The organism is Tenacibaculum sp. M341, assembly GCF_004337695.1.
Taxonomy (GTDB): Bacteria; Bacteroidota; Bacteroidia; order Flavobacteriales; family Flavobacteriaceae; genus Polaribacter.
Map to the genome: position 1 here is coordinate 251,271 of NZ_SJXJ01000001.1, position 13,757 is coordinate 265,027.

The 13,757-nt window shown below is 32.0% G+C and carries 8 protein-coding genes; 4 read left to right on the forward strand and 4 right to left on the reverse strand.

All coding sequences use genetic code 11. The annotated features are described in order from the left end of the window. Positions 1 to 47 precede the first annotated feature (47 nt). The 4 genes from EYW44_RS01020 to EYW44_RS01035 are packed head-to-tail and all read right to left on the reverse strand — an operon-like array spanning position 48 to position 7,630. A complete protein-coding gene (locus tag EYW44_RS01020; protein WP_132721499.1) occupies positions 48 to 1,865 on the reverse strand; it encodes a SusE domain-containing protein in 1,818 nt (605 codons plus the stop codon). A gap of 16 nt (positions 1,866 to 1,881) precedes the next feature. After that, positions 1,882 to 2,982 carry a SusE domain-containing protein gene (locus tag EYW44_RS01025; RefSeq protein WP_132721501.1) on the reverse strand — a complete coding sequence of 367 codons (1,101 nt, stop codon included), beginning with the start codon at positions 2,980 to 2,982 and terminating at the stop codon, positions 1,882 to 1,884. Between the two features lie 12 nt (positions 2,983 to 2,994). Then, on the reverse strand, positions 2,995 to 4,533 hold the full coding sequence (locus EYW44_RS01030) for a RagB/SusD family nutrient uptake outer membrane protein (RefSeq protein ID WP_132721503.1): 1,539 nt from the start codon (positions 4,531 to 4,533) through the stop codon (positions 2,995 to 2,997). A gap of 13 nt (positions 4,534 to 4,546) precedes the next feature. Further along, positions 4,547 to 7,630, reverse strand: coding sequence for a SusC/RagA family TonB-linked outer membrane protein (locus EYW44_RS01035; protein WP_132721505.1), 3,084 nt, complete (start codon positions 7,628 to 7,630; stop codon positions 4,547 to 4,549). 200 nt (positions 7,631 to 7,830) lie between these two features. On the opposite strand from EYW44_RS01035, the gene EYW44_RS01040 reads away from it, so the two are divergent. From EYW44_RS01040 to EYW44_RS01055, 4 genes are all read left to right on the forward strand, one after another. Then, positions 7,831 to 8,862 (forward strand): LacI family DNA-binding transcriptional regulator, encoded by a 1,032-nt coding sequence (locus tag EYW44_RS01040; protein ID WP_132721507.1) that lies wholly within the window; start codon positions 7,831 to 7,833, stop codon positions 8,860 to 8,862. Between the two features lie 467 nt (positions 8,863 to 9,329). Further along, the gene (locus EYW44_RS01045; RefSeq protein WP_132721509.1) at positions 9,330 to 10,709 is read left to right on the forward strand and encodes an MFS transporter; all 1,380 of its coding nucleotides are present in this window, start codon (positions 9,330 to 9,332) and stop codon (positions 10,707 to 10,709) included. A gap of 2 nt (positions 10,710 to 10,711) precedes the next feature. Further along, complete coding sequence (pgmB, locus tag EYW44_RS01050; protein WP_132721511.1) at positions 10,712 to 11,368, forward strand: beta-phosphoglucomutase; 657 nt, start codon at positions 10,712 to 10,714, stop codon at positions 11,366 to 11,368. A gap of 36 nt (positions 11,369 to 11,404) precedes the next feature. Further along, complete coding sequence (locus EYW44_RS01055) at positions 11,405 to 13,717, forward strand: glycoside hydrolase family 65 protein (protein ID WP_132721513.1); 2,313 nt, start codon at positions 11,405 to 11,407, stop codon at positions 13,715 to 13,717. Positions 13,718 to 13,757 lie beyond the last annotated feature (40 nt).

The window sequence follows — 13,757 nt, forward strand, 5'->3', positions numbered from 1 at the left end:
TATAGAGATAGAATAGCTTTTAAATTTAGGTATATTTCTGGTTAAATTTACTCTAAAGTAATTGTTTTTGCTATTGTATCCATATAAATGGTATAAGTACCAGGAGTACCAACAAATCTAAAGTTGTTATCACCGTCCATTGCATCTTCAAAATTAGCGTCAACAGTATAACCTTCAGTTTGATAGTATGGGAAATTTCTACCAGAATTCCAATCGTCTCTTACAGTGAAGAATCTAAAAGCATCATTAGCAAAAGTAACTTCAGCTTTGTATAATCCTATATCAACACAAGAGAATTGAATTGGAGAAGCCCATCCCCAGCCAGCATCAGGAACACCAGCACCAACCATCCATAAATCTACAAACTCGCAAGTAGTATTTTTAGGTTCTAATTTAATTTCTTTATTAACAGTATCAACAGTTAAAAAGTATTCACCAGGTGCGCCTGTAAAAGAGAAATTACTATCTCCGTCACCAGCATTTACTAAATCAGTATTAATTGTATAACCATCATTTGCATAGAAAGGATAGTTTTGTCCAGAGTTCCAGTCATCTCTAACTGTAAAGAATCTGAAAGCATCATTAGTAAGATTGATGTTACCTTGATATAAACCGTTACCAGTACATCTAATTCTGATTGGAGAAGTCCATCCCCAGCCAGCATCAACAGCACCAGCACCTACAACCCAAAGTTGATCGTGAACACAATTTGGTCCAACAACAGGAGGTCCTAAAGTGATTGTTTCATTTTCAGTATCAATTTCTATAAAATATTCACCTTCCGCACCAGTAAATAAGAAGTTATTATCACCGTCCATTGCGTCAGATAAATTAGGATCAAAAGTATATCCTCTATCGGCATAGTACGTATAATTTTGTCCAGAACCCCAATCATCTCTAACTGTAAAGAATCTGAAATTTCCACCACCATTAGGTGTTAATCTAATGTTTCCTGAATATACTTTTCCTTGTAAAGGTAATTCTACAGGAGAAGTCCATCCCCAACCAGCATCAACAGCACCAGCACCTACAACAAATAAAGAAGAAGGTAAAGTAACATCATACGGAGTAACCGCAATTGTCACTGTATCTGAAGTTCTTATCAAATCACCAGAATCTGTTGCTGTAGTAGCTATTAATCTTAAATCAAGATTACCACTTGTTTCAGCAACTAAACCAGCTGTTAAAGCTAAAGTGTTAAAGGCTCCATGTGTAATATCATATGTTAAATCAGAAGATTCTGCAACTGTTAAAGGAGTAGCAAAGCTGGTACCAGCTTCCGCTAATTCTAGTCTATAAGTAATAGCAGCAGTGCTGTTATCGTTTATTTCTGGATCTGTCCATGTCATTGTTGTAGCTACTGCTTCAGGATCTAAATCTGAAAGTACAATACTAAAAGTAGCGTCAGGAGCAGTAATTGATGGAATTTCTACAGAATAAGTAGTTACCAATAAAAATATTGAATTACTAACTTTCTCTCCATTTTTTACTCTAAAATGTACTGGTAATTCTTCAAAAGAAGAAAACCCAGCATCTTTCAATACCGTATTAAATTCTGTAACAGACATTGAAAAACTTGTACCTTCAGTTTGTCCTAATTCTATAGGAGAATCAAAAGTATCATCCTTAGACATTTCAATATTATAGGTATTGTTGTCTTTGGTAAGTTCATCTTTCCATGTAATTGTAAACGCTGGATTATCAGGTAAAGCAAAATTTAAAAATACATTTGAAATACCAGGAGTGTCTAATGTAAAGACAGGCTCAGGAGAAGTAATATTTAAATTTTCTTCATTCTCACATGCAGCCAACATAAACATGGTAGCCACAAATGCAATTACTATTTTATTTATTAATTTACTCATTTTAAAGTCTTTTAAATTAAATGTTTAAAGGAATCAGTATGTACTGACCAGTTAAATCATTAAACCAAATATCATAATCATCTTCAACAGGTACAGGAATGCTAGCACCACCAACGGTTGCTATACCAGAGAAAGCAGTATCACTACCCCAAGCATCTGCTCCGTTTGCTAAAAACTGTAATTCACCAGGTAATAATCTTACAGAGTTAGCATACCATATGTGACCATCAAAAGCAAGTGGAGTTAGTGCTACAGAAGTAGCTAAAGAACTACCTTGTACTTCTAAACTACCAGGACTAGTAATTCCAGTTTCATCAAAAGCTTCAAAAGAGAAGTCATTTGTTCCAAAATTTATAGTAAAGGTGTAGTATCCTGGAGTAATATTTGTTCCTCCAGCATCAGGAAATCTTTCAGGATCATCACCACCGCCTGGGTTTGCTTCAATAGAAGTACCATCATTTGTACCCCATTGTGGAGTCCATGAACCTTTAGTTTCTAAAACTTTGAAGAATCCACTTCCAAAATATCCAGTGTATGTAAATAAGTTAGGGTTATCAATATCTCTGTATAAAGCAGGATTATTGTTGTTATTATCCCAACCTGGAGATGTAGCATCTCCAACAATAAAGTAATCATCAAAAACATAGTTAAAGAATGGATACACATTTAAAACTAATGTGTTTGAAGGTGTTGGAACCCCATTTTGACTACCTAAAGAAGCGGAAACTCTTACATATAAATTACTCCATTCAAAAGGATTTAGACCAGCATTACCAGCATTTGTGTTTAACTCTCCCATAGAAAGTGTAACAGAGTTTTTTCCTTGAACAGAAGACGCAATTACAGGATTAGTAAAGTTTTCATCACTTGAAAACTGTACATCGTAAGTAATTACAGATTGTACTCCATAATCAGCATTTTCCCAGTTTAATGTTAAACCAGGGGTATTAACATTAACTCGATCAATTTCAATATCACTGATAGAAACATTGTTTAATATTGGAGTAGTTGGATTACTTGAGACTGTAAAAGTCTCAGAGTTATCGTTACATCCAATAATTCCTACAGCTAGTACGAAAACTAGTACATAAGAAATTTTGATATATATATTTTTCATGTTGTTGTATTATTAGTATCCTGGATTTTGTTTTAAATTAGGGTTTGCTTGCAAAGCTGTAGCAGGTATTGGGAATAATTTGTAGTGTTCAGGAATTGAAGCACCATTCACAGAATTACCTTTCCATGGCCATAAATAGCTATTTCCAGTAAATTTTTTAAAACGTATTAAATCAGAACGTCTGTGTCCTTCTAAGTTTAATTCTCTTGCTCTTTCATCAAGAACAAAATCTAAAGTTAAATCGGCAGTAGTAATACTTGAAGCTCCAGCTCTAGTTCTAACAGCGTTTACATAATTTAAAGCATCACCAAGGTTTGTTCCGTTAGCCGATCTTAAAGCTAATTCTGCATACATTAAATATGCATCAGCTAATCTATAGAAAGGAAAGTCAGTTCCAGAAAACTCTGTAGGAGTTCCTGAACCATCTGAATTTGTGTTTCTGAACTTAATAGAAGGATATCCATCTGTCCACTCTCTATAATCGTTCATTTCAAAATTATGTCCAGTTGTCCAGAATAAACTAGCTCTAACATCAGTAGTAGTAGCTAGGTTACCAAACAATCCATACCAAGCTTTTGTAGCTCTATGACCTGTCCAACCATTTGTAGCCCCAAATTGTGCTAAAGGCATAGTATCTAAACTTAGGTTACCGTTAACTAAATATGTTGTGTTACCATAACTTTGACTAGAAATAGTTTCTGCAATTAAAGGAAAAATAATTTCAGTAGAAGTATTATTATCCGCAGAAAAAACTTTTACAAAATTAGTATCTAAACTATAACCACCTTCGTTAATTACCTTATTAATATAAGTAGCAGCATCATCCCAACGAGCAGTTCCAGTGTAAACTTCAGCGTTAATATATAATTTTGCTAATAACATATCTACTACATACTTATTAGCTCTACCATAAGTGCTTGTTTCAGAAATAACAGGCTCAATTTCTAATAATTCAGATTCAACATAGTTGAATAATTCAACTCTACTTGATTCTTCTAAGAAATCAGATTGACCTAAGTTTTCTTCTGTAGCCAAAACACCTTTTCCAAATACATCTATAATGTTATAATATGCTAAGGCTCTTAAAAACCTAGTCTCTGCGTTAATATTTTCTTCGTTTGGAAAATCTGCACCATCTAGAATTTGTAAAAAGTTATTACATTGTGGAATGGTAAAATAAGCTCTGTCAAAGAAAAGCCTGAAAAACTTGTTGTTTTGATCCCAATTAGAAGTAGTTGTAAGCTGGTCTAAACCATCATCACCCCATCTATTTTTCATTCCATCAGCAGTAAAGTCTTGTAAATTGATAATTGCTCTTAAAAAAGCACCTTCACCTGCATCATTACTTACAATATCTGTACTACCAGGTCCTGTTGGTCCAGTTAAAGCATACGAACCGTATAGTTTAGAAATTAAGCCATCAACTGCATTTGGGTCATTAGCTAATACTTGTTCCAAACTTAACTCAACTTCTGGAGTCACATCTAAATCACCAGTACAAGCACTCAAAAAGGTCAGTGATAAACCTATTAATGTTATAAATTTTTTCATTTTTTAAGTCTTTTTAAAAATCAGCGTTAATACCAAAAGTATATACAGTAGGTCTTGGATAGGCATTTCTATCAATTCCTCCAAAGTTTTCAGGATCTAAACCTGTGTAGTTAGTTATGATAAATGGATTCATTACTGAACCATATAATCTTATTGTTCCGTTTTTGATAATATTATCAAATCTATGACCTAAAGTGATGTTATCTAATCTTAAGAAGGTAGCATCTTCAAGATAATGATCTGTAAATTGAGCGTCACCATTCACATTACTAAACACAGAGTTAGCAGCACCGTTATTGAAATCTAATACATTTGTAAGGTTGTTTTGACTAGAACTTATTGCGCTTTCTAGGAAACCATAGTTAAGCTGAGAAAAATTATAAACATAACCACCAATTTGTCCTCTAAAGTTAGATGTTAAATCCCAGTTTTTATAATTAAAACTTAAATTAAAACCGTAAGTCCAATTAGGAGCAATAGCTTTATAAAATTTATCATCATCATTAATTTTGTTATCTCCGTTAATATCTACAAATGCATTTGGAATAGGATTACCGTTTGTGTCATAAATTTGTTTAAACACAGATGCACTTCCAGCCTGTTGTCCTACTGCATGACTTAATAAATCTGTTCCAGTACCTCTTAGATCAGTATCATCTACTGTAATTTTATCTATTCCGTCTAAATTAGTAACTTCTGTTCGGTTATAAGCAATGTTACCACCTACGCTAAAGGTGAAATCTTCAGTATCTACAGGAGTAGAATTGATATTTAATTCAAAACCTTCACTTTCAGTTTCTCCAACGTTGTCAACAAAAGCATTTGTTAAGGCTTGTCCTGGAGGAATTGGTACTTCAGCTAATAAATCTGTAGTAAATCTTTTGTAAATATCAAAACTACCAGATAATAATTGATTTTTGAATAGTGAAAAATCTAAACCTAAGTTGTACGTAGAAGTTTTTTCCCAAGTTAAGTCTGGATTAAATGCTTGAGCAGAATAAATTGATGAATTAGGGAAATATTGACTATTATTATCTCCCGCTAAGAATAAAGGAATTGAAGGATAAAAACCTACAGTACCCGTAATATCTTGTTGCCCAGTTTTACCCCAACCTAAACGAAGTTTTAAATTATGGACAAAATTAGAATCTTTTAAAAAGTCTTCCTCATCTATTTGCCAAGCTAATGCAGCAGCAGGGAAGTATCCCCATCTATTTTCTTTAATAAATAAAGAAGAACCATCAGCTCTAATAGAGAAAGTCAATAGGTATCTATCTAATAAACTAATATTGGCTCTACCAAAGAAAGATTGTAGATTTAATACATTGAAATATCTAAAATTAGGGTTTGCAGGATTTACTACAGCTTCTCTAACTCCAGTTACATTATTGTAGATAAATCTATCTTGTGTACCATCATTTTTAAAATTCTGATATGAATAACCAGCTTGAATATCATATTTATTAATGAACCCTTTTTCTAAAACCTTTTCGTATTTTAAATAACCATCTAAAGTTGTGTTTGTAACACTTTGGTTTTCTCTAAAATTTACACCTGGATTGAAAAGAAAGTTATTATTGATATTATCGTTTTCAGTGTCAAATTGATAAGTTTCAAAAGCATTTTGACTGAAAGTTTCTTCTACTTTCGACTTAGAAGCATCTAAACCTAAGTTAAGCACAGCCTTCAATTCTGGTAAAAATGGCATGGTATAGTCAAATTCAATATTACCTAAAAAACGGAAAACATTTTCAGGTCTGTCTCTTTGATCTAATCTAGCTAATGGATTGCTTTGAACAATTCTTCTAAATTTACCTGCATCATCAAATGTAGTTAAATAATATTGTCCAAATCTATTAGTTGGTGAATTGTTGAATATTGGTTTTGTAGGGTCAAACTGTAATGATTCTCTAATAACATCATCAGTACTTATCGCATTTTTCTCAGCAAAGATAGTTTTAGCATTTACATCAACTTTAAGATTGTCATCTAAAAATTTTGGAGTTAATTTCAATGAAGAAGTAAACCTATCATAATCGTCATTTTGAACAATTCCTTGCGCTTTGGTATATCCTACAGATCCTCTGAAAGGAATTTTATCAAACAAATTAGCCCCAACACTAAAGTTTGTATTTGTAGTAATAGCTGTCCTTAAAATTGCTTCTCTCCAATTGGTATTGTAAATAGCTCTACCATTTACTATTTGTATAGGTTGTTCGTTAGAATTAACACTACCAACAGGAACACCTAACTGACCTAATCGTGTAGGGAAGTTTTGCTCAATAAAGTTATAAAACTGTCTCCCGTCCATAAAGTCTAAACCTTCTCCTGCATTACTAATAGAGATGTCAGAAGAAAAATTGAATTTAGTTTTCCCTGAAGAACCTTGTTTTGTAGTAATGATGATTACCCCGTTAGAAGCTCTTGAACCATATATGGCAGTAGCAGAAGCATCTTTTAATATAGAAAAACTTTCAATATCGTTAGGGTTAATTAATGTTAATGGATTTGAAACCCCAGCTGGGTTATCATTACCAATAGCAACTCCATCAATAACAATTAAAGGATTGTTCTGTGCACTTAGTGATGATCCTCCACGTATCCTAATATTAGGAGCCGAGTCAGGAGATCCTCCATTTGTTGTTATTCTAACCCCAGCAGCTTTACCAGTTAAAAGCTGATCTGTAGATACAATAGCACCCTTATTGAATTTTTTAGAAGAAACTACTTCAACTGATCCTGTTGCGTCTTTTACAGTGGTAGTACCATATCCAACTACAACGATTTCGTTTAGTAGTTGTTCACTCTCTTCTAGAGCTAAGTTAATAGTAGCTTGATTTCCTACTGTAACTTCTTTTGTGGCAAAACCTATGAATGAAAAAATTAAAACATCAGTTGGCTTGATATTATCGATGGTGTAATTTCCATCAAAGTCTGTTTCCGCACCTCTTGTTTGTCCTTTCACAATAACAGATACACCAGGTAATGAAGCTCCAGTAGCTTTTTCGGTTACAGTACCTTTAACTGTTTGTTGCGAATGTATAATCAAAGAAGAAAGCAGTAGAAATAAACTAAATAATTGTTTTGTTTGTTTCATGTTTGTGTTCTTAGATAAATAAGTAAATTTAATTCGTTTGTTTTTATCAATAATCTTTAATCTGCGATGTGAATATAGGTATTAAAAATACGCTCTAGCTACTATTAACACTACGAAAACGTTTTCGTGTTGATAACTTTTTAACTTTAACTTAACGTATTGATAAATTAGTGTTGATTTTTTTATCAGCTTTGCAAAATATGAAGCCAAAAATTACCATAAAAATAATAGCTAAGGAGTTGGGTGTTTCAACTTCAACAGTGTCAAAAGCTTTAAGAGATAGTCATGAAATTAGTCAAGAGACTAAAGAACGTATCAAAGCTTATGCAAACCACTATAATTATCGACCTAATAATTTAGCGTTACAATTAAGAAATCAAAAGACAAAAGTGATTGGTATTATTTTACCTAAAATAGTACATCATTTCTTTTCAACAGTGATTTCTGGAATAGAAAAAGTAGCGAATGAACGTGGTTACAATATAATGGTTTGTTTCTCTAATGAAAATCAAGCTAAAGAAGTAGAAACCATAAATGTACTTACCAATGGTAGTGTAGATGGGTTAATAGTTTCTATAGCTAAAGAATCTCTTAGGAATAATGATTTGAACCATTTTTATAACTTAATAGAAAACGAAGTTCCTTTGGTTTTATTTGATAGAGTTCATGATTCTATAGAATGTGATAAGGTTATTGTGGATGATGTAGGGGCTGGGCATAAGGCAACAAAGCATTTGGTGGATATAGGTTGTAAAAATATTGGTATTATAACAACTCCAGAGCATGTTACGGTTGGATTGAACAGGTTGAAAGGGTATAAGAGGGCTTTGAAAGAATCGTTGACGCCAATTAACAATGATTTAATAATCAATGTAGATGAGGAGCAAAGTATTTACGAACAGATAAAGAAGTTATTTGATCAGAAAATAGATGCAGTTTTTGCGGTTAATGAAATTTATGCTGCAATAGCTATCAGAATAGCAAAAGAAAAAGGAATGAATATACCTGAAGATATTTCCGTAGTTGGTTTTACAGATGGCTTAATATCAGAGTATTCATCGCCTTCAATTACCACTGTGGTGCAACATGGTTTTACAATGGGTGAACAAGCTGCGGAACTTTTAATTGATCGAATTGAAGAAAATAAAAGAGTTAAAATATCTCAAACTAAAGTGATATCTAGTAATTTGAAAATTAGAGAATCAAGTAAAGATCTACCGATCATGGAATAATCTTCAAAATGATGTAATCTTGAAGAATATAAATCCGTAGAAGAAGTTATGGAATTAGTGAAATTGAGATGTGAAGTTTTGTTCATGTTTTAACAATAGTGAAATTGTATGCTGTAATTTTCTAAGCTTTGTAATTTGATGATATCTTTTTTAAAAGATAGTTCACTGTTTTACTTAGAACTATTATTTTTCAATACTCAATACTCAATACTCAATACTCAATACTCAATACTCAATACTCAATACTCAATACTCAATACTCAATACTCAATGAAAAGGAACATGATTTAATCATTTGACTTAGAGGTAAAAGTTTGTTTTTTAAAGCTTCTAAGGGATTTTATGTTGATTAAACAAAAAAAATTATATATTTACACCATATTTACGACTTATCGATAATCTTATATTCTGCAAAAAAGTAAGATAAGTCTTAGCGCTTATCGTAGTATCAACTAATAATTACGATAATGAACAAGCGTAAATTAAGTTTCTTAGAAATCTGGAACATGAGTTTTGGTTTTCTAGGAATTCAATTTGGAATGGCCTTAACAGGTGGTTTCATGTCAAGAATTTTTCAAACATTAGGAGCTAACATAGATGATATTCCCATCTTATGGATTGCAGCACCTTTAACAGGTTTACTAGTACAACCTGTTATTGGATACATGAGTGATCGTACTTGGAGCCCTAGATGGGGAAGAAGACGTCCTTACTTTTTAATAGGAGCGATATTAAGTTCAATTACTTTGATTTTTATACCACATTCTCCTACATTATGGGTTGCTGCTGGTTTTTTATGGATTTTAGATGCTTCTATTAATATATCTATGGAGCCTTTTAGAGCATTAGTCGCTGATAAATTACCAAACTCTCAACGCTCTTATGGTTTTGTTGTACAAACATTAATAATAGGTGTGGGTACATGGGTTGCAAGTAGTTTACCATGGATGGTGTCTAAATTAGGAGCAAGTGATGAAGCTGCTTCTGGAGTTCTTCCTGATTCTGTAAAAGTAGCTTTCGCTGTTGGAGCGGTTATTTTTCTTGTAAGTATTTTATATACAGTATTTACAACAAAAGAATATCCGCCTGAAGATATGGAAGCTTTTGAAGAAGAAAAGAGGCAGAAAAATAGATTTATATCAGATATTTTAGAAAACATATCGAGAATGCCCTTGACTATGAAGAAGTTAGGAGTTATTCAGTTTTTTAGTTGGTTTGCCTTTTTTACCATGTGGACTATGGCTAATCCAGCACTTACTGAACATGTTTTTAAAACACCAGCACCTGTAGAAGAAGCATATGATATGTCAAATGAAGTACAAGCTAAAGAATTTAATGTAATTAATACAGCATTTCAAGAATCTTCGAATCAAGTAGGTAAATACATGGGGATTTATGGTTTGTCATCTATGGTTTTTGCTTTACTACTTGTATTATATACTTCTAAAAGAAGAATTAATAGGAAATATGTACATATGTTCTCATTAATTGCTGGTGGTATCGGATTTATTTCTATGTATTTTATTCCATCACCGAGTTATTTAATAGTATCATTTATACTAATAGGTTTTTCTTGGGGTAGTGTTTTATCAATGCCATATGCAATGTTATCAAGTTCTGTAGATCCTAAAAAGATGGGAGTTATTATGGGGATTTTTAATATGTTTATTGTAATACCACAAATAATAGCTGCCTTAGGAGGAATTAACTTTATCTCTAACCTTTTAGGTGAACAAACTATTAATGCCATGATTGTAGCTGGATTAAGTTTAATAATCGCTGGTTTATCAAACTTTTTAATAACAAATAAAAAAGCAATTTCTTACCAAATAAACGAAGATATTTAAAAATGAATAAGAAAGGATTCATATTTGATTTAGACGGTGTTATCGTTGACACCGCTAAATATCATTTTTTAGCATGGAAAAAACTAGCCAATAGTTTGGATATAGATTTTTCTGAAGAACAAAATGAAGAACTAAAAGGTGTTAGCCGTGTAAAGTCTCTAGAAAAAATTTTAGCATGGGGAAATACCTCTGTATCTGAAGAGCAGTTTACAGAGTTGATGGCTAAAAAAAACACTGATTATTTAGGGTATGTTAATACCATGACTGAAGATGAGATTTTGGTAGATGTACCTAAAGTTCTTAATTTTTTAAAAGAGGTAGAACAACCTTTTGCATTGGGTTCTGCAAGTAAAAATGCACGTATGATCTTAGAAAAAGTTGCTCTTATTAACGATTTTAAATCTATTGTAGATGGTACAAATGTTAGTAAAGCAAAACCAGACCCCGAAGTATTCTTAATTGCTGCCAAAGAATTAAACATAAAACCTGAAGATTGTATTGTTTTTGAAGATTCAGTAGCTGGAATTCAAGCCGCAAATGCTGCGAGTATGATTTCTATAGGTATTGGAGAAAAAGAAACATTAAAAGAAGCAGATTATGTATTTAAAGATTTCACAGAAATAACAACTGCATTTATAAAACAACTAATAGAAAATTAAAAAAACGAACAGTTTTTTACTTATTTAAGGAAGAAAATGAACCAGAATTATATTATACCTCACGAATGGTCTATTATTGAAGAAGGATTCGACGATAATAGAATTAAATCCTCTGAAAGTTTGTTCAGTATTGGTAATGGTGCCATGGGACAAAGAGCAAATTTTGAAGAAAAATATTCAGGAGAGACATTTCAAGGAAGCTACATAGCTGGTGTTTATTACCCAGATAAAACTAGAGTAGGATGGTGGAAAAATGGATATCCAGAATACTTTGCTAAGGTGTTAAATGCTCCTAATTGGATTGGTATTAACGTATTTGTTAACGGTGAAGAGTTAGATTTAAATGCGTGTGTAAAAGTATCAGATTTTCGTCGTGAGTTAAATATGAAAGAAGGAGTTTTGTACCGTAGTTTCACAGCGACTTTACAAAACAATAGTACCGTAAAAGTTGAAACAAAACGCTTTTTAAGTATAGATCTTGATGAAGTAGGTGTTATTGAATATAATGTAACTCCAATAGATTCTGACGCAAAAATTACTTTTGAACCTTATTTAGATAGTGGTATTCAAAATGAAGATAGCAATTGGGATGATCAATTTTGGAATACTACCAATATAGAATCAGACAATGAGCATCAACAAGCATTTATAGAAGCACATACGATGAAAACTAATTTTCATACCTGTACTTTTATGCAATCACAGTGCTTTTTAAACAACAAACAACAACAAATTCAGCCTACAACAAATCAAACAGCTAACCAAATATCTTTTACTTATGAAGCTGATGTAAAAGCTAATGAAACTTTTACAATTCATAAGTTTGGAGGATATGTTGTAGATACAAATCATAAAGAAGATCAGTTAATAACTGCATCTAAAAATGTATTAAAGTTAGCATTAGATCTTGGTTTTGAAGCTTTATTCAATCAGCAAAAAGAAGCTTGGGCTAAGATTTGGGAAATGGCAGATATTACGATTACTGGAGATGTTAAAGCGCAACAAGGTATTCGATTTAATATCATGCAATTAAATCACACATATTTAGGTAAAGATGCTCGTCTAAATATTGGTCCAAAAGGATTTACAGGAGAAAAATATGGAGGTAGTACTTATTGGGACACAGAAGCATACTGTTTACCATTTTATATGGCTACTAAAAATGAAGAAGTAGCTAAAAGTTTACTTACTTACAGATACAATCAATTAGATAAAGCAATTGAAAATGCTGAGAAATTAGGATTTACAAATGGAGCGGCTTTATATCCAATGGTAACCATGAATGGTGAAGAATGTCACAATGAATGGGAGATTACTTTTGAAGAAATTCATAGGAATGGAGCTATAGCTTTTGCTATTTTTAATTATCATAGATATACCAGTGATTACAGCTATATTCCAGAAAAAGGATTAGAAGTTTTAATTGGTATTGCTCGTTTTTGGCACCAACGTGTTAATTTTTCAGAAGACAAACAAAAATATGTAATGTTAGGTGTTACCGGACCTAATGAATATGAAAACAATATTAATAATAACTGGTACACTAATTACATAGCAAAATGGTGTATTGATTATGCGTTAGAAAATATTGATATTGTTGCAAAAGATTATGCAGATGATTTTTCAAGAATTAGTAGTAAAACAAATATTACTAAAGAAGAATTAGCAGATTGGAAAAAAGTAGCAGACAATATGTTTTTCCCTTATTCTGAAAAACATCAGGTTTATTTACAACAAGATGGATTTTTAGATAAAGATTTAATAACTGTTGCTAATTTAGACAAATCACAGCGTCCAATCAATCAAAAGTGGAGTTGGGATCGTATCTTAAGATCACCATATATCAAACAGGCAGATACTTTACAAGGGTTCTACTTTTTTGAAGATCATTTTACAAATGAAGAATTAGAGCGTCATTTCGATTTTTATGAACCATTAACAGTTCATGAAAGTTCTTTGTCGCCGTGTGTACACAGTATTCAAGCTGCCAAATTAGGTAGAATGGAACAAGCTTATACTTTTTATTTACGTACTTCTCGTTTAGATTTAGACGATTACAATAAAGAAGTAGAGGAAGGTTTACACATTACATCTATGGCTGGTACATGGATGAGTATTGTTGAAGGTTTTGGAGGAATGAGAATTAAGGATAATACCTTAAGTTTTACGCCTCAAATTCCAGAACAATGGGAAAGTTATTCTTTTAAAATCAACTTTAGAAACCAAATCATTAAGATTTCTGTTTGTCATAATGATGTAAAATTTGAATTAGAAGGAAAAGAAGAGTTAACTATTTTAGTTAATGAAAAAAATGTAACTGTTAAGCCGAATACATTAATAACAGTATAACATTAAGAATTATTTTTTAAACCTCACAGGTTATTTAAAT

What these genes read in the sequence shown, in the direction of transcription:
- EYW44_RS01020 (WP_132721499.1), bottom strand. Translation starts at nt 1,865, where the DNA reads ATGAGTAAATTAATAAATAAAATAGTAATTGCATTTGTGGCTACCATG.
- EYW44_RS01025 (WP_132721501.1), bottom strand. Translation starts at nt 2,982, where the DNA reads ATGAAAAATATATATATCAAAATTTCTTATGTACTAGTTTTCGTACTA.
- EYW44_RS01030 (WP_132721503.1), bottom strand. Translation starts at nt 4,533, where the DNA reads ATGAAAAAATTTATAACATTAATAGGTTTATCACTGACCTTTTTGAGT.
- EYW44_RS01035 (WP_132721505.1), bottom strand. Translation starts at nt 7,630, where the DNA reads ATGAAACAAACAAAACAATTATTTAGTTTATTTCTACTGCTTTCTTCT.
- EYW44_RS01040 (WP_132721507.1), top strand. Translation starts at nt 7,831, where the DNA reads ATGAAGCCAAAAATTACCATAAAAATAATAGCTAAGGAGTTGGGTGTT.
- EYW44_RS01045 (WP_132721509.1), top strand. Translation starts at nt 9,330, where the DNA reads ATGAACAAGCGTAAATTAAGTTTCTTAGAAATCTGGAACATGAGTTTT.
- pgmB (WP_132721511.1), top strand. Translation starts at nt 10,712, where the DNA reads ATGAATAAGAAAGGATTCATATTTGATTTAGACGGTGTTATCGTTGAC.
- EYW44_RS01055 (WP_132721513.1), top strand. Translation starts at nt 11,405, where the DNA reads ATGAACCAGAATTATATTATACCTCACGAATGGTCTATTATTGAAGAA.